Below are 16,045 nucleotides of genomic sequence, written 5' to 3' on the forward strand. Positions count from 1 at the left end.
CGTCTTTCAACGGTCAATATAAAATCGTTTTTTCAACAGAATTATAAAACTGTTATAGACACACCGAGCTTTTTTTAATCTTTTAACTTTTCTTCTATTTATTTAAGGATTTTGAAACGTTTTAATGAATATAGGGAGCGTAAAAAATATTATTCTTCATTGTACATGAGTGTTTTGTTTTTGAAATAATATAAATCATCGATTAAGTAAAAACGCTTTTACCTAATCGATGCTTTTTTTTACTAGAATTTTTATCACAACACCATATTTAAAAAGATAAGGTGATTTTCAACATCGTTTCATCTAAAGTATTTTTTACTAAAATGAATGTGTTGTGATCTTCTACTTTGTAAGATTCATTTAAATGAATCGGTTTTACATATTTAACGTGGTACGTTAAAGGATAGCGATGTAGTGATTGCCATATACGTTCAATAACCATCTGTCCTGGCACAATTTTTGGATGAAGTGGATTGTCATCTTGAACAATGTTCAAATAGTGTCGCACGTCTGCTTCATTAAAAGTCATAGTTTCACCTGCTTTATAAATGTGTGATGCACGGTTAGTACGTCATTGACATTCATCTCAAAACGGTAGCGCTCAAAATGTTTTATCTTTGTCGCTTCTAATAAGGTCAGTGTCGCTTGAACATACGGTTGTTTAGGGAGTGGGGCATTTTGTGTGACTTGCGTTTCGACTAGCGTGATCGGTAAAGTGATGAAAGGTTGAAACAACTCAAACATATACCAAAAACGCGCAAAAAATAACGGTGGTATGTCATTTTCAGCATAACGAAATAATGCTTGATAGGCTTGTAATTCAAACTCATCAATCATAAGCGTCCGAGTTTCACTATCACCAACGTTCGAACAGTGCTGCATTACCCATGCCTCCTCCAATACCCATCGTCGCTATCGTCCGCATTGCATCTGTCATGTAAAACAAGCGTGTCACTAAAATAGCCCCACTTGCACTGTAGGGATGTCCCATCGCAATAGCGCCACCGTATCGGTTGAGTTGTGCGTCAGAAATATTAAGCTCTCGTTGGCATGCGAGTACTTGTGCGCTAAAGGCTTCATTCAACTCTACCGCGTCGATATCTGTTATAGTCAGATGATGCTTTTCTAAAAGTTCTTTTACCGCTGGAATGGGCCCACTTCCTAAAAGCGTAGGCGCAACCCCTTCAATCACGTAGCCTTTAAAATATAACCCTTTAGTTAGACCAAGCGTACGTGCTTTTTCTTGTGACATTACAACTACAAGTGCTGCCCCGTCATGCTTTAAACAGCAATTCCCTACTGTTACAGTTCCATTTGGAAGTAACGGCTTTAAACGTTTTAAGCGCGCTAATTTAATATCAGGACGTACACTTTCATCATGCGACATCCATGATCCTTGAACTTTTAAAGGTACGATTTCATCGTCAAGTTGATGATTTTCAAAAGCTTTAGCAGTTTTAATGTGACTGGTATATGCAAATCTGTCCTGATCCTCTCGCGTTATTTGAAAGGTATGGGCTACATTTTCAGCTGCCTCAATCATGGACGGATCTTGATCGCTTGGTGCGAATGAGGCACGTTCAAAAAATTGTGGGGGCTCTGAACGATAGAGAGACGTTGGTCGCTTCATTTTCCAAGGTGCCCGGCTTGTACTCTCTACACCTCCAGCAATATAAAAGTCACCTGCACCACTCTCTACAAGTCGACACGCTAATTGAATCGCCTCTAAACCCGACCCACATTGACGATCAATTGTTAAACCAGGTACACGTACATCAATGCCTGCTTCTAACAGACTTTTACGAGCGATATTTCCACCATTTCCAACCACATTACCTAAAATGACATCATCCAATGTATTCAAATCGCATGGGAGCATCTTCTGAAAATGTTGCAGTAATGGTTTCAGTAAATCTTCTGGTTCCCATTTATGTAACTTACCACCATATACCCCTATCGGCGTTCGTTTTGCCGCCACTATTACTGCTTTATTCATCAAAATCACCACTTTCATACTTTTGTTGTGCTAAACGTCGAGATACTTTCCCACTTGATGTATAAGGGAGTGTGGTTACGCGAATGAATTTTGACGGAATTTCATAACGAGAGAGCACTTTTGCAAGCTGTTGTCTCATTGTTTGATAGTGAAACGTATACGCTCCGATATACAGGGCAACAGCTAATTCACCAAATTTTGAATGCGGTTGTTTGACGATAATCACGTCTTTAATCCCTTCTAATTTTTTAATATAATGCTCAACTACTGATGGGTAGACGTTACGTCCACCAATAATCATCATATCTTCTATACGACCGTGCAAATACAAGACATCATGGTCAACTCGTGCGTAATCACCGGTTTGAATCCACGTCGATGGCGTCTGACCGACATACCCTTGAAAAGCCATCGCACTATGCACAAACAACTTGCCCACCCCATTCACGTCTGGCTGGTCGATGTGTATATCGACATTAGGAAAAATCGTACCTACTGAGTTTAACGGGGCTGTTTGATTACGGTTCACACTAATAAAACTCGCTTCAGACGTACCAAAAAATTCATCAATCGTCGCAAAAGGCAATTGTGCCTTTAATTGCTGATGTAATGATGATGACAATTTATCTCCAGATATAAATACATGTGTCACGTTAGAATTTTGATGCGCATGTCGCACCCAATCATACACCATTGTGGGCACTAAAAAGAGTATGCACGGCGTGTGTAAAGATGCAATTCTCGTTGCACATTGTTGAATATTATAATTATTTTGCCCCAAAAAGGTACGACCATAAAATAATGCATATATCATTACGTACAACGTTAAAGAGTGTGCATAGGGTCCTAGTGCAACAAGTGTACACCGCTCATCTAATGTTTTTTCTATTAATGCGTCATTTTGTTCAAATGAGGCAATCCATGACGCTTCATTTCGGTAAAATGCCTTCGGTAACCCTGTTGTGCCAGATGTAAAGCCGATATGTAATAAAGGACGCGTTTGTGTGTCACATCGATAAGCCGTGGCTTCGATACCTGACTCATTTAACACAAAACCGATATGATAACGTTCATATAACGCGTGAAGACGCGCTTCTGTCCATTTCGGATCAATAACACAAGGAATACCTCCCTTATGTAACACTGCCAAATAATGCACTACAAAGTCTTGAATTCGATTAAAAGAAAGCCCCACACGTTGACCTTTACACGCATCTGGCAATTGCATTGCTTTTTGTTCTAATTGTTGTTGTAAGTGCTTATAATCTATGCGTTCATCATCAATATGTATAGCAATTTCATGCGGTTGACATGTCGCATACGTTTCAATACGTTCTAGTAATTGTGCCATCGTTTCACTTCTTTACTCACATTTGTTTCATTTTATCACACTGCATCTTAACCGCATATTAACGACATAAAAAACTTCTATCGCAAGCCTTATACCGGCCTTATTGATAGAAGTTTGAGTAGTCTTTTATTCTAAATTGGCATGATTGTGTTGCATCGTTTCTTCAGAAATATTCAAACGTGTTTGTAAATTTAACACGAGACTATCTAAAAAGAGTTGCGCACTTTGTTCAAATAAACTTCCTAACGGTTGGTCTGAACCTTCAGCATCATGTTTCGTGCCCGCCGGCAATTCAATTGCGAGATTCGCCAACTGTCCTATTGCAGAATCAGGTTTCGTAGTAATGAGTAACACGTCCGCTTCAACTTCTTTTGCTTTTTCAGCAAGTAATTTTAAATGCGCCGTAGAACCGGAACCGGATATAATGACAAAGACGTCTCCTTTTTGAATCGACGGCGTTGTCGACTCCCCTACAACATACGCTTTTTTACCAAGTTGATTTAAACGCATCGCAAAACCATTCGCTACAAATCCTGACCGCCCTTTACCTGAAACAAATATTGTAGGCGCATCAATCACCTGTTGTTCAAATTGTTGCGCTGATTCAGGATTCACTGAATTTAACGTCTGTTCGATTTCATTTAAAATGAGTTGGTAATTGAATACTGTCATTTTATTGACCATCCATGATTTCACGACATTGTTTAGCGGCTTCAGCAGGGTCATCTGCATTTGCGATACCCCCACCAACAATGATTAAATCCGGATTTTCAGCGACAACTTCTTTAATGGTGTCAGGCTTAATACCACCTGCAACGGCAACTTTGGATTGACTGATTGCTGATTTCACTTTACGCAAACTTTCAAGTGGTGATTGGCCTTGCGCTTGTAAATCATAACCTGTATGCACAGCAATATAGTCTGCACCCATTGCATCTATTTCTTTTGCACGTTTTTCTAAATCTTGAACTGCAATTAAATCCACAAGTAATTGTTTTCCATGTTTGTGTGCTTCCGCAATCGCATTTTTAATCGATTCATCTTCTGCAACACCTAAAATCGTTACGACGTCCGCACCAAATTTGATGGCTTGACTCACTTCGTAATCCGCAGCGTCCATAATTTTTAAATCTGCTAATACTTTAACATCTCTATCTTCAACATTATCTTTTAAATGTTGGACTGCTGGGAGGCCTTCATTGATCACAATCGGCGTACCGATTTCTACAATATCTACATAATCTGTGACTTTTTTTGCTAATTCAGCCGCATCTTCTTTATTTAATAAATCAATCGCTAATTGTAATTCCATGTCTAGAATCAATCCTCCATATTTTTATCTTTACGAACTACATTTTCAGGATATACCCTAGAAATAGGAGTTTCAAACGATGCGCTTATGAATTAGGCATTGCTTCATCATCAACAAAAACCTCCACATTGGGGTGACGATGCAAAATAGAAGCTGGTAAGTCTGGCGTCACTTCACCTGTCATCAAGCGTGTCATTGCCGCTTTTTTATGCGGACCCAGTGCGATTAAAATGATGCGTTTTGCTTTCATGATTGATTGAAGTCCCATCGAAATTGCCTGACGTGGTACATCACGCTTATTTTCAAAATAACGACTATTCGCTTCTATTGTACTTTCAGTTAAATTGACGCAATGTGTTTCAGTGTCAAACGGTGTCCCAGGTTCATTAAAACCGATATGTCCATTTTGTCCGATACCTAAAATTTGAATATCAATGGGTCCTTCTTTATCTAACACCGTCTCATATCGCATGGCTTCTTTATTAACGTCATCAACATCTCCATTTGGAATGTGCAAAAACGCTTCTGTAAATTTTGGATAACGATCAAACAAGATTTGGTGCATATAGTAATTGTAGCTTTCTGGATGTGTTGCATGTAAGCCTACATATTCATCAAGATTGAAAGTATGGATATGTGAAACATCGAGATGATTTTTATTTAATAAAGCTACTAAATGACCATACATATCGACCATCGTTCCTCCTGTCGCTAAACCGAGACGTGCATGTGGTTGGTGCAACATAAACTGATACAATTCAGTCGCAACATAACATGACACACGATCTTTCGTACCGAGATTTGTTACTTTCATTTGAATCATCCTCCGTGTAATGCATTTACAAAACGTTTCGTGATATCGCGCGGGCGCGTGATTGCTCCCCCAACAACAGACGCATAAACACCTTTATCCGTTACAATCTTTAGCATTTCCGGTGTCATGACATTCCCTTCAGCAATCACTTTTTGATTGACATGTTTTAAAACCTCATCTAAAAATTGAAAATCATTGGCATAGAGCACCTGTCCTTGTGTTTGTTCAGTATAACCATGTAATGTTGTGCCAATGTAATCAAATCCTAAATTTTCTGCATGTTGCGCTTCTTCAACCGTAGCGATATCTGCCATCAATTCAATATGCGGCGCTTGTTGACGCACATATGCCACTAATGTTTCTAAATCTTCTGCCGGTCGTTCGCGTAACGTTGCATCCATCGCGATTACTTCACAACCACTTTCTATTAATTCATCAATTTCCTTACGTGTCGCTGTGATAAACACGCTAGACCCTTCATAATCTCTTTTAACAATACCAATGACAGGTAAATCTACTTCTTGTTTAATCGCTAAAATATCTGCTTTCGTGTTCGCTCGTATCCCTACAGCACCACCTTCTTTAGCGGCTAGCGCCATTTTACTCATAATAAACGATGAGTGCAGTGGCTCATCAGGTAAAGCTTGGCAAGATACGATTAATCCTTGAGGTAACATATACGTCGCTCCTTTATTTATAACTGTTCTTCAATTTCATTCTTAATACTTGTCACATGCGGTCCATATACAATCTGAACACCATTGCCTTGTTTAATAACCCCTTTCGCCTCGGTCATTTTTAATTGGCTTTCGTTTAATTTCCCACTATCATACAGTGTGACTCTCAAACGCGTTGCGCAACAATCCACCACATTGATGTTGGCTTTACCTCCTAAAGCTTCTATAATGGTTTGCGCTCTTTCACTTTTACCGACAGAAACATTCATTTGCTCATCTTCGCGGCCAGGCGTTTTAAAGTTCATTTTAATAATGAGTAATTTAAATATGAAATAATATAAGCAAAACCACACGATGCCTATAGGTATCACATATAAGAAATTTGTCTTTTCATTTCCTTGTAAAACACCAAATAATATATAATCTATAAATCCACCACTAAACGTTTGACCAACCGTAATGTTAAAAATATCTGCCATCATAAATGCCAAACCATCTAATAACGCATGAATCACATATAATAACGGTGCAACAAATAAAAAACTAAATTCTAATGGTTCAGTAATCCCTGTCAAGAATGACGTTAGCGCCGCTGACAACATTAATCCACCCACAACCTTTTTATTTTCGGGCTTCGACGTGTGATAAATCGCGAGCGCTGCACCTAACAAACCAAACATCATAGTGATAAAACGACCAGACATAAATCTAGATACACCTTCATAATATTGGTGTACATTCGGATCACCTAATTGTGCAAAAAAGATGTTTTGCGTGCCTTGCACAAGATGTCCTTTTACTTCAAGCGAACCCCCTAAAGCTGTTTGCCAAAATGGAAGATAAAAAATATGATGCAAACCAAAAGGTCCTAACATTCTTAAAATAAACCCGTAAAAGAATGTCCCTATAACACCTGTTTTATTCACAATTCCACCTGCACCAAAGATAAGGTCTTGAATAAATGGCCAAATAAAGTACATTAAGACACCCACAAATATAGCACTAAACGATGTGATAATAGGTATAAATCTCGAACCTCCAAAAAACCCTAAAAACTGTGGTAGCGTGACTTTATTATATTTATTATGTAAAAACGCAGTCATGATACCAATGATGATGCCTCCAAACACACCTGTTTCCACAGTTTGTATGCCTAGAACCATACCTTGTCCCTTTTTGGCAAGTTCTTCAGTTACTGCAAGATGATCATTGATAGTTAATAAAGCATTCATCGTTGCATTCATAATTAAAAAGCCTAATAAAGCAGCCAACCCAGCTGTACCTTTGTCACTTTTAGCTAACCCAATTGAAACACCTACCGCAAAAATAACGGGTAAATTTTGAAAGACAATACTACCTGCTGAACTCATTAATACAAATATGTGCTGTAAAAATTGAACATCTAAGATGGGATAGGCTTTAATTGTGTTCGGATTACTTAAAGCACCCCCAATGCCAAGTAACAACCCTGCTGCTGGTAAAATAGCAATCGGCAACATGAAAGATTTACCGAACTGTTGAGCCTTTTCAAACGCTTTTTTCATGATACCCCAAACCCCTTTCTCCCTTATGCTTCTAAGTTCAATATAGCACCGTGAAATAAACTGTCAATATGTTATATTGTTTCGAAAAATATTTTCAATTATACTGAATAAAAGGAGCGCGATAAGATGAAACTTGAAAATCGTATTCAACATTTTTATCCTCAATTTACGAAATCTGAACGTATCATCGCAGAAGCAATTTTAAAATTAGACTGTGCTACGGATATTGGGAACATACAATCTTTTGCACGTGATATTGGTGTGTCTTCTTCAAGTGTGAGTCGCTTTGCGCATAAGTTAGATTATGATAGTTTTCAATCGTTACGTTTTGCGATTCAACATGAATTTCATCAAGATGTCATTGAAAACGAGCCTGCCATTCAAATTATGCATCAACATTATATGTCTATTTTGAATCATACAGGTGAATTTATTATTCAATCTGACTTGTTGGCACTCGTAGAAGCGATTCAACATAGTCAAAAAATTATATTTATTGGTATTGGTAGTTCTGGGTTAAGTGCCCAAGAATTTTATTTTCGTACCATCCGCATGGGCTTTAAAGCGATGGCGATCACAGATGCACACTTAATGGCAGTAATTGAACAAATGTGTGATGAACAAACCACCGTCGTTGCCCTTACCAATAGTGGCGCAACAGCTGAAATATTAGATAGTTTAAGTCAGGCACAAAAAGCAGGCGCTAAAATTTTAGCATTATCACATTATAAAACCGCCTCATTAGAACACGTGTGCGACCATATTATTTTGACAGCGGATCGTCAATTTACCCATGATCATTATTTTATCAATTCACAATTAGCCACACATTTTATTATTGATTTGGTAAGCTATCATTTACTTCAAGACACATCCCGTTTACATCACTTTTCACAAAGTTATGAGACATTAGTTGCTAAGCGCAAACAACGATAGGCTCAAATACTTTATGAATTTTGCAATATAAAATGAGCAGACATATACAAATTTGACACATTTTTTAGTAAAATAGACAGATAATCATATCAGGGAGGCAGTGAACGCTTTGCAACCTATTCATGAAGACAAGCTTCAAGCTTTATTAAATCAATATGCAAATCAACCTGTCTATTTGCACGTTGAAACGACTAATGGTGCCTATGCCAACCATTTCGATCAACGTGTTTTCAATGCAGGGACATTTTTACGCAATATTCAAGTCAATTATCAACACGCACAATTAAAAGGCGGCGGCAAAGAGCCTTACCGTATTGGCCTTAAATTGGACAATCATGGCTGGGTGTATGTTCAAGGACTGACGCATTATGAAGTCGCTGACAATGATGCTTTGTTGATAGCTGGATTTAATTATGAAGGACAACTTGCGGCTGTACTTGAAATTAGTCGACAAGCGTTTGAAATTTAGGAGGGATGCATAATGGCTATGGAACGACATATTTTAGTGATATTTCCACATCCTGATGATGAAACATTTTCATCTGCTGGTACCCTTGCACGCTTTGTTGATGAGGGCGTCCCTGTCACTTATGCATGTTTAACATTAGGGCAAATGGGACGCAACTTAGGCAACCCTCCTGTAGCCACGCGTGAATCATTAACGCATATTCGTGAGCGCGAACTTGAAGAAGCGGCCAACGTTATTGGTATCACGCATTTGCGTAAAATGGGCTTACGTGATAAAACAGTTGAGTTTGAGCCTCATGATGAAATGGATGCAATGATACAAGGACTTATTGATGACACGAATCCTTCTACAATCATTTCGTTTTATCCAGGTTATGCCGTTCATCCTGATCATGAAGCGACTGCAGAAGCTGTTGTTCGGACTGTTCAACGTCTCCCTGAAACAGAACGACCGAAATTGCAACTCGTTGCATTTAGTAATGACGCTGTAGATGCATTGGGCGAACCGGATATCGTCAATGACATTTCTGAGTATAAAGAGCAAAAATTAAAAGCTTTTGAAGCACATCAATCACAAACAGGGCCGTTTTTAGAACAACTGGCAAATCCTCAAGGACGTGCTTCAGGCGTGCCGAGTGATGCGGCCGCATTTTTAACTACCGAAACATTTTGGACGTATCATTTTGATTAAATCCAAAACATTCGAATTGAAGGATTAAGCAAAAAATGATCTGTCTTAATCCTGAGCAAATATAGTGGAGGAAGTAACATGACTGAATTTGATTTATCAACCAGAGAAGGTCGTTGGAAACATTTTGGTTCTGTAGACCCTATCCAAGGTACAAAACCAACAACGAAAGCTGAAATGACCGATCTTCAAAGTACACATAAAAACTTTTTGTTTGAAATAGAAGAAGTAGGTATTAAAAACTTAGTTTATCCTGTATGGATTGATCAATTTCAAACAGCAGGCAACTTTAGTTTTTCTACAAGTTTAAATAAAGATGAAAAAGGCATCAATATGAGCCGAATTTTAGAAGCGGTTGAGGCTGAATATGATAATGGGATTCGACTTGAATTCGATACATTAACACAGTTGTTGAACCGTTTAAAATCGCATATGAAACAACATAGTGCAGGAGTCGATGTTTCAGGGAAATGGTTCTTTGAACGCAAAAGTCCTGTCACTGACATAAAAGCGGTTGGGCACGCTGATGTCACTTATGGCTTGGCGGTGCGTGGAGATGAAACAACACGTAAAGAATTAACTATAGAAGCGGCTGTGACAACGTTATGTCCGTGTTCTAAAGAAATCAGTGAATATTCTGCGCACAACCAACGTGGCATTATTACAGTGAAAGCTTATATGAATAAAGCTGCCACATTATCAGATGACTATAAAGAGATTATTCTAGATGCGATGGAAGCAAATGCGAGTTCCATGCTTTACCCTATATTAAAGCGTCCAGATGAAAAACGTGTAACAGAGCGTGCATATGAAAATCCGCGTTTTGTTGAGGATTTAATTCGTCTCATCGCAGCTGACTTAGTTGAACTCGATTGGTTGGACGGATTTGATATCGAATGCCGAAATGAAGAATCCATTCACCAACATGATGCCTTTGCTAAGTTAAAATATCGAAAATAAAAGAAAGGGTGAGTCACTTAAAATAGTGCTCACCCCTTTTTTATTACTGTGAATATCATGATATCACTTTCAATTTGCGTCATTTTATAAATATTGAAGGTGATTTTTTATTTTAAATGTTCATATGGACTATTTTTCGCAAACGATAAAATTTGATCAATAAATAATTTCGCACGTAGTTGAAATTCTTCATTAGATAGATATAACGTGCCATCTTCTAATTTGTCGTAATCCGAATCGTGTGTTGCGATTTGTGTAGGTACAGCAATACCCAGTAATGAACGTACGATGAGTCTTAAGTGCGACAATGGTTCCGCACTTACGATACCTCCGCTATTGTTCACTAATCCAACTGGTTTCATTTTGAAGTAATCCATATTCAAGTAATCTAGCGCATTTTTTAAACTTCCTGAATAAGAACCATGATAGTTTGGTGTACCGAGTATAAAAAAATCTGCTTCCATTGCTAAAGATTTTAATTGTTCTGCATTACGTTGATACGCCTCTGGTACTGGATTTTGTCCTGAAAAATCTAACATATGCAAAGGACGTTCAGCTAAATCAAAAATTTCAACTTCATGATGATGTGCTTCAATTTGTCCTTTTAGAAATTGAGCAAGTGCGCGTGTATGCGAATTGGGTGACGCACTTCCTACAATAATTAATCCTTTCATAATTGAACTGTCACTCCCTATTTCTTTGTCTCATCTATAATGTGATAAATCGCTTTCGCGACACCACTATTTTCATTAGTATCCGTCACAAATGACGCGATGTCTTTTAATTCCGGAAGCGCATTTGCCATCGCAACAGGATGACCCACTACTTCCAACATTGATTTATCATTTAAATTATCCCCCACTGCCATTACATCTTTCATTTCAATACCGAGTTGTTCCGCAATGGTGCGCACTGCTAATCCTTTTTGCGCATCAATATGTGTAATTTCGATATTTCCTCTTGCTGATGAAGACACAGCGAGGTTGCCACTTTTGGCCAACCGTTCTTTTGCACGATTAATTTTATCTAAATCAACATCGTGCGCTAATACTTTCATAATAAGCTCACCTGGAATATCTTCGACTTTATCGTAATTATCTACGACTTTTAAAGACCCCACTTCAATACGATGCTGAATATGTGCACGTATCTTTTCTACGTTAGGTGTTTGCCCCATTTGTTTCGCAATATCAAGATATATCGCCAAGTCACGTTCAGGATCCTCAGTATAAATGCCTAAATTTGTATACACTTGGTAAAAAATATTTTTTTCATCCAACACATTACGTATACGTTGGTATAATTCATGGTTTAAGTTTGATGTATGCACGATGTCAAAACATTCATCTCGTACTTCGGCACCATTTAAACAAATGTACGGTACCTTTAAACCCGTGGGCTGAATTGGGTCATTCGCTTCATAAAACGCACGTCCTGTTGCAATTACCACTGTAATTCCTAATGACTGTGCATATTGAATGGCTTTCACATTCTCTTCTGAAACTTCATGCCCCGCATTAAGTAATGTACCGTCCATATCTGTCGCAATTAATTTAATCATATGTTTACCTCACTCTATGCCAAATCATTTCACATTAAATTTGTTATATACATGTATCCATTAGCATCACATATTACATATGAAATGATTAATAACGTATTCACCTTTAATGAACCGCTTCGTACGCCATTCATTTTATCAAACTTTCGGTGGATTGTATTTTAATTTGTTTGTGCGCTTCTTATTTTCACGTAGACGTTTAAAAAACTGTTTTAATAATTCTCCACATGAATATTCTAATATACCTGTAATAAGATTAACGCGATGGTTCATTCGTGAATCCTGTACAAGGTTCATTAAACTGCCACTGCATCCACCCTTAGGATCTTTCGCACCATAGACTACGGTATCAATACGACTCATAACAATCGTCCCAGAACACATTACACACGGTTCAAGTGTGACATATAGCGTACAACCTTCTAGGCGCCACGTTCCTAGTTTTTTTGCGGCACGCTCAATCGCTAAATGTTCCGCATGCGCCATTGGAAGTTGTGACGTTTCTCTTAAATTATAGGCTGTCGCAATAATTTCATCATCTTTAACAACGACTGCCCCTATAGGCACTTCCCCTAACTTTTCAGCCGCTCTCGCTGCTTCAATCGCGACTGACATATAAAATTCATGACTTCTCATACAGAAACACCCCAACATGTGATAAAATTTGTAATACTGATAAAATAAAAAATGGAGATAAAAAAATATGGATAAACCTTTTATAGCAATTGAAGGCCCGATTGGTGTTGGCAAATCTTCGCTAGCACATAAGTTGAGTCAATCTTATCATTTTTATGAGGCAAAAGAAATTGTAGGTGAAAACCCATTTCTATCCGATTTTTATGAAGATATTTCTAAATGGAGTTTCCAAACAGAAATGTTTTTCTTGTGTAATCGATATAAAGATTATCAAGATTTGGGTTCGATGCATCAAGGTATTGTAAGTGATTATCATATTTATAAAAACAAAATCTTCGCACGAAATACCTTATCACCTATAGAATTTGATAAATTTTCAAGAATTTATGATATTTTAACCGAAGATTTAAGAATGCCCGATTATATCGTTTTTTTAGACGCTGAATTATTCCGTTTAAAAGAACGCATCAAAATTAGAAATCGTGATTTTGAAATACATATTGAAGATGACTACTTATTAAAATTAAAAGCTGATTATTTGGCTTATTATGAATCGTTAAAAGCACATGGTCATCACGTGTTACGTATCGATACAACACATCTGGACTTTGTCAAAAACAGTTCAGATTATGACACAATTTTAAATCAAATAAATGAACTAATTGGAGGAAACACATTTGAATAACTTTGGCATACCCTCAAATGCTGTCATAACGATAGCTGGCACAGTTGGTGTCGGAAAATCATCTTTAACGCAAGCAATTGCTGATAAATTAAATTTTAGAACGTCATTTGAAAACGTAGATCATAATCCTTATTTAGATAAATTTTATGACGATTTCACGCGTTGGAGTTTTCATCTACAAATATACTTTTTAGCAGAACGTTTTAAAGAACAAAAGCGCATGTTTGAATATGGCGGTGGGTTTATACAAGACCGTTCTATTTATGAAGACGTAGATATCTTCGCTAAAATGCATGAAGAACAAGGAACAATGACACCTGAAGACTTTGAAACCTATTCAAATTTATTTAATGCGATGGTGATGACACCTTATTTCCCTAAACCAGATGTTTTAATTTATCTTGAATCAGATTATAAAAGTGTCATTAATCGCATTCATGCGCGTGGGCGCGAAATGGAAATGAACACAGACCCAGAATATTGGAAAAAGTTATTTGCACGTTATGATACGTGGATTAATCAATTTAATGCTTGTCCAGTCGTTCGTGTCAATATCAATGAATATGATTTATATGACGACCCTAATTCCATAGATGCTGTACTTGAAAAAGTTGGACATATTATTCAAACTCATCGTCAAGTTGACCAGCGTCAATAATTACGCAACCCATTGAAGCTATAACGCATTCAATGGGTTGTTTTTAATATACTCGGAAGTTCCGTAACTTCATTTAAAATAATATCCGCATCAACAAAGGTAGCTAGATCTCCTAATCCTGTACGCACACCAACGTTGAATAGTGCATGCGCATTACGACCTGTTTTCATATCATTATCGGTATCTCCTATTATTATCATGTCGCGACCTTTTACCCCTCGCTCCCATAACGGCTCTAAAATACGCGGGTCTGGCTTTTCGTAATGATCACCATTGGTAGTAATAACGATGTCAAATAACGATTGCAGTTGTGTCTTCTCAAAAAAGTGCGCCATGCCTGTACGATTGTCACTCGTCAAAATACCGAGGTGATACCCTTGTGATTTTAGCGTATGAAGCATAGAGGCCACCCCTTCAAATAATATGACCTCGGGTTCACGTGCATGAATGAGTGCTTGGCTTCTTTGTGTCGTATATGACGTCGTATCTTGATCTGTATATTGATTAAACACGGTCACCATTTCCTCTAAAGTACCTGAGGCCATAATGCTACCAGGTGTAAATGCACCTTTCTCAATACCTACATCTTTTTTCACTCGATGAATGTCTTTAATATGAAAATGTGCGCACACATCTTCAACGAGTTGAATCCCTATCTTCACCCAACTTTGATCAAATTGAATTAATGTACCATCCTTGTCAAACATTAACCATATCGCGTTTGGCATTTTGTCACCTCCATTACACATAAGATATTTCATTCATAAGATGTTGTTAATAAAAATCGCTGTATGTATAAGAGTATGCCACTCTATGAAACATATCATTACGGTGAATAGCTTGATAGTTATTAATATAAAGAGACTATATTTTATTACTCAAAACATTTAGTATCATTGTCTAAATGATTATAATAATTAATTCTATCCATCAGTGTTCCCGTATGAAGTTCTAATAAATAACCGTCTGGATCTGTGAAATAAATAGATTTTTTCTCCTTAATATCTCTATTTCTCCCTTTTAAAATATTCACTTTATTTACTTTTAACCAATAATACCAATCTTCAAAATCTTTTCCAGAAATAGATAATGCCAAATGTGTATAACCGATTTGCATATCATGTCTTGGAATATCTTTTTCTTCATTTAGTGCAAACCAAACATTCCCAAGAGTAAAAAAGACAATTGTTTCATTTTCCATAACTATTTTGGCCTTTAAAACTTCTTTATAGAATTGCGTTGACCTTTTTATATCAGAAACTGAAAATGTAATATGATTAATTCCGTGAATCATAAATTCCTCCGAGTTTATTATTCAGTTTAAATACATTGACTCTATATCATTGAGATTTATTCCATCTGACAAGTCAATAAAATAATTTGATTGCCATTTCTGCGTTGATAACGCTGTTGCATTGAGATGCTTTATCCAAGTAGGATAAACACGAATAGCCATTTTACCGTTATACGTCGTTGAACTTAAAATACCATGATCAATCAGTGCTTCTTTAGAAAATATAAATTGCCCTACTTTAGCACCATCTATTACAGTAATAATGACTTTATCAATATGATTCTCACTATGAAAAGGGACATTTTTATTTATCTGATTCTTTTGCCAAATGGATAAAAAATATCCTTCTTTATTAGGCGTTTTATTTGCTAATCTACTTTTAAATAAACGTCCATTGATATGTAAATTGAGAGCTTCATATTTCTTATTCCATAACTCTTTTTTATAATCACTAAGTACTAGGAC

The 16,045-nt window shown here is 37.1% G+C and carries 21 protein-coding genes; 6 read left to right on the plus strand and 15 right to left on the minus strand.

The window, feature by feature from the left end; translation table 11 throughout:
• Window positions 1-268: 268 nt before the first annotated feature.
• From CD172_RS06630 to CD172_RS06670, 9 genes are all read right to left on the minus strand, one after another.
• Window positions 269-529 (minus strand): hypothetical protein, encoded by a 261-nt coding sequence (locus CD172_RS06630; protein ID WP_037566345.1) that lies wholly within the window; start codon window positions 527-529, stop codon window positions 269-271.
• Window positions 526-882, minus strand: a complete 357-nt coding sequence (locus CD172_RS06635; RefSeq protein WP_103345854.1) for a hypothetical protein — start codon at window positions 880-882, stop codon at window positions 526-528. The genes CD172_RS06630 and CD172_RS06635 overlap by 4 nt, the downstream gene beginning before the upstream one ends.
• Complete coding sequence (locus CD172_RS06640) at window positions 857-1,996, minus strand: thiolase family protein (RefSeq protein ID WP_103345855.1); 1,140 nt, start codon at window positions 1,994-1,996, stop codon at window positions 857-859. The genes CD172_RS06635 and CD172_RS06640 overlap by 26 nt, the downstream gene beginning before the upstream one ends.
• The gene (locus CD172_RS06645; RefSeq protein ID WP_037566343.1) at window positions 1,989-3,347 is read right to left on the minus strand and encodes an AMP-binding protein; all 1,359 of its coding nucleotides are present in this window, start codon (window positions 3,345-3,347) and stop codon (window positions 1,989-1,991) included. The genes CD172_RS06640 and CD172_RS06645 overlap by 8 nt, the downstream gene beginning before the upstream one ends.
• Window positions 3,348-3,473: 126 nt before the next feature.
• Window positions 3,474-4,019, minus strand: coding sequence for a 6-phospho-3-hexuloisomerase (hxlB, locus tag CD172_RS06650; protein WP_037566342.1), 546 nt, complete (start codon window positions 4,017-4,019; stop codon window positions 3,474-3,476).
• 1 nt (window position 4,020) lies between these two features.
• A complete protein-coding gene (gene hxlA / locus CD172_RS06655) occupies window positions 4,021-4,659 on the minus strand; it encodes a 3-hexulose-6-phosphate synthase (protein WP_037566341.1) in 639 nt (212 codons plus the stop codon).
• A gap of 85 nt (window positions 4,660-4,744) precedes the next feature.
• On the minus strand, window positions 4,745-5,473 hold the full coding sequence (gene nagB / locus CD172_RS06660) for a glucosamine-6-phosphate deaminase (RefSeq protein ID WP_103345856.1): 729 nt from the start codon (window positions 5,471-5,473) through the stop codon (window positions 4,745-4,747).
• Window positions 5,474-5,478: 5 nt separating this feature from the next.
• Complete coding sequence (locus tag CD172_RS06665) at window positions 5,479-6,150, minus strand: N-acetylmannosamine-6-phosphate 2-epimerase (RefSeq protein ID WP_103345857.1); 672 nt, start codon at window positions 6,148-6,150, stop codon at window positions 5,479-5,481.
• 17 nt (window positions 6,151-6,167) lie between these two features.
• Window positions 6,168-7,694: a PTS transporter subunit EIIC gene (locus CD172_RS06670; protein ID WP_103345858.1), complete on the minus strand. Its 1,527-nt coding sequence runs from the start codon at window positions 7,692-7,694 to the stop codon at window positions 6,168-6,170.
• Window positions 7,695-7,820: 126 nt separating this feature from the next.
• Here CD172_RS06670 and CD172_RS06675 point away from each other — a divergent pair, with 126 nt between their 5' ends.
• From CD172_RS06675 to folE2, 4 genes are all read left to right on the plus strand, one after another.
• The gene (locus tag CD172_RS06675; protein ID WP_103345859.1) at window positions 7,821-8,630 is read left to right on the plus strand and encodes a MurR/RpiR family transcriptional regulator; all 810 of its coding nucleotides are present in this window, start codon (window positions 7,821-7,823) and stop codon (window positions 8,628-8,630) included.
• 109 nt (window positions 8,631-8,739) lie between these two features.
• Window positions 8,740-9,099, plus strand: a complete 360-nt coding sequence (locus tag CD172_RS06680) for a YojF family protein (protein WP_103345860.1) — start codon at window positions 8,740-8,742, stop codon at window positions 9,097-9,099.
• Window positions 9,100-9,111: 12 nt separating this feature from the next.
• Window positions 9,112-9,789, plus strand: coding sequence for a bacillithiol biosynthesis deacetylase BshB2 (bshB2, locus tag CD172_RS06685; protein WP_103345861.1), 678 nt, complete (start codon window positions 9,112-9,114; stop codon window positions 9,787-9,789).
• A 78-nt stretch (window positions 9,790-9,867) separates the two neighbouring features.
• The gene (gene folE2, locus CD172_RS06690; protein WP_103345862.1) at window positions 9,868-10,746 is read left to right on the plus strand and encodes a GTP cyclohydrolase FolE2; all 879 of its coding nucleotides are present in this window, start codon (window positions 9,868-9,870) and stop codon (window positions 10,744-10,746) included.
• A gap of 107 nt (window positions 10,747-10,853) precedes the next feature.
• Here the strand turns inward: folE2 and CD172_RS06695 are convergent, their stop codons facing one another.
• From CD172_RS06695 to tadA, 3 genes are all read right to left on the minus strand, one after another.
• A complete protein-coding gene (locus tag CD172_RS06695; RefSeq protein WP_037566334.1) occupies window positions 10,854-11,420 on the minus strand; it encodes an NADPH-dependent FMN reductase in 567 nt (188 codons plus the stop codon).
• A gap of 17 nt (window positions 11,421-11,437) precedes the next feature.
• Window positions 11,438-12,307 (minus strand): Cof-type HAD-IIB family hydrolase, encoded by an 870-nt coding sequence (locus CD172_RS06700; protein WP_103345863.1) that lies wholly within the window; start codon window positions 12,305-12,307, stop codon window positions 11,438-11,440.
• Window positions 12,308-12,445: 138 nt separating this feature from the next.
• On the minus strand, window positions 12,446-12,943 hold the full coding sequence (gene tadA / locus CD172_RS06705) for a tRNA adenosine(34) deaminase TadA (protein ID WP_037566332.1): 498 nt from the start codon (window positions 12,941-12,943) through the stop codon (window positions 12,446-12,448).
• 67 nt (window positions 12,944-13,010) lie between these two features.
• Between tadA and CD172_RS06710 the strand changes: the two genes are divergently transcribed.
• Window positions 13,011-13,628 carry a deoxynucleoside kinase gene (locus CD172_RS06710; RefSeq protein WP_103345864.1) on the plus strand — a complete coding sequence of 206 codons (618 nt, stop codon included), beginning with the start codon at window positions 13,011-13,013 and terminating at the stop codon, window positions 13,626-13,628.
• On the plus strand, window positions 13,621-14,286 hold the full coding sequence (locus CD172_RS06715) for a deoxynucleoside kinase (RefSeq protein WP_037566330.1): 666 nt from the start codon (window positions 13,621-13,623) through the stop codon (window positions 14,284-14,286). Before CD172_RS06710 ends, CD172_RS06715 begins: the two co-directional genes overlap by 8 nt.
• Window positions 14,287-14,315: 29 nt before the next feature.
• On the opposite strand, the gene CD172_RS06720 is transcribed toward CD172_RS06715, so the two are convergent.
• The 3 genes from CD172_RS06720 to CD172_RS06730 all read right to left on the minus strand — a co-directional run.
• On the minus strand, window positions 14,316-15,014 hold the full coding sequence (locus CD172_RS06720) for an HAD family hydrolase (protein WP_103345865.1): 699 nt from the start codon (window positions 15,012-15,014) through the stop codon (window positions 14,316-14,318).
• Between the two features lie 146 nt (window positions 15,015-15,160).
• Entirely contained in the window at window positions 15,161-15,580 is a 420-nt protein-coding gene (gene fosB / locus CD172_RS06725; RefSeq protein WP_103345866.1) for a metallothiol transferase FosB, read from the minus strand.
• A 21-nt stretch (window positions 15,581-15,601) separates the two neighbouring features.
• Window positions 15,602-16,045, minus strand: a 444-nt coding sequence (locus CD172_RS06730; protein WP_103345867.1) for a MepB family protein, incomplete at its 5' end; no start/stop codon positions are given.

It is taken from the genome of Staphylococcus agnetis, assembly GCF_002901865.1.
Taxonomy (GTDB): Bacteria; Bacillota; Bacilli; order Staphylococcales; family Staphylococcaceae; genus Staphylococcus; species Staphylococcus agnetis.

Excerpts from the sequence above, each read along its gene's own strand:
- CD172_RS06645 (WP_037566343.1), bottom strand. The coding sequence starts at position 3,347 with ATGGCACAATTACTAGAACGTATTGAAACGTATGCGACATGTCAACCG.
- hxlB (WP_037566342.1), bottom strand. The coding sequence starts at position 4,019 with ATGACAGTATTCAATTACCAACTCATTTTAAATGAAATCGAACAGACG.
- CD172_RS06710 (WP_103345864.1), top strand. The coding sequence starts at position 13,011 with ATGGATAAACCTTTTATAGCAATTGAAGGCCCGATTGGTGTTGGCAAA.
- CD172_RS06670 (WP_103345858.1), bottom strand. The coding sequence starts at position 7,694 with ATGAAAAAAGCGTTTGAAAAGGCTCAACAGTTCGGTAAATCTTTCATG.
- CD172_RS06635 (WP_103345854.1), bottom strand. The coding sequence starts at position 882 with ATGCAGCACTGTTCGAACGTTGGTGATAGTGAAACTCGGACGCTTATG.
- CD172_RS06695 (WP_037566334.1), bottom strand. The coding sequence starts at position 11,420 with ATGAAAGGATTAATTATTGTAGGAAGTGCGTCACCCAATTCGCATACA.
- CD172_RS06640 (WP_103345855.1), bottom strand. The coding sequence starts at position 1,996 with ATGAATAAAGCAGTAATAGTGGCGGCAAAACGAACGCCGATAGGGGTA.
- CD172_RS06665 (WP_103345857.1), bottom strand. The coding sequence starts at position 6,150 with ATGTTACCTCAAGGATTAATCGTATCTTGCCAAGCTTTACCTGATGAG.
- tadA (WP_037566332.1), bottom strand. The coding sequence starts at position 12,943 with ATGAGAAGTCATGAATTTTATATGTCAGTCGCGATTGAAGCAGCGAGA.
- fosB (WP_103345866.1), bottom strand. The coding sequence starts at position 15,580 with ATGATTCACGGAATTAATCATATTACATTTTCAGTTTCTGATATAAAA.
- folE2 (WP_103345862.1), top strand. The coding sequence starts at position 9,868 with ATGACTGAATTTGATTTATCAACCAGAGAAGGTCGTTGGAAACATTTT.
- CD172_RS06700 (WP_103345863.1), bottom strand. The coding sequence starts at position 12,307 with ATGATTAAATTAATTGCGACAGATATGGACGGTACATTACTTAATGCG.
- bshB2 (WP_103345861.1), top strand. The coding sequence starts at position 9,112 with ATGGCTATGGAACGACATATTTTAGTGATATTTCCACATCCTGATGAT.
- CD172_RS06675 (WP_103345859.1), top strand. The coding sequence starts at position 7,821 with ATGAAACTTGAAAATCGTATTCAACATTTTTATCCTCAATTTACGAAA.
- nagB (WP_103345856.1), bottom strand. The coding sequence starts at position 5,473 with ATGAAAGTAACAAATCTCGGTACGAAAGATCGTGTGTCATGTTATGTT.
- hxlA (WP_037566341.1), bottom strand. The coding sequence starts at position 4,659 with ATGGAATTACAATTAGCGATTGATTTATTAAATAAAGAAGATGCGGCT.
- CD172_RS06720 (WP_103345865.1), bottom strand. The coding sequence starts at position 15,014 with ATGCCAAACGCGATATGGTTAATGTTTGACAAGGATGGTACATTAATT.
- CD172_RS06630 (WP_037566345.1), bottom strand. The coding sequence starts at position 529 with ATGACTTTTAATGAAGCAGACGTGCGACACTATTTGAACATTGTTCAA.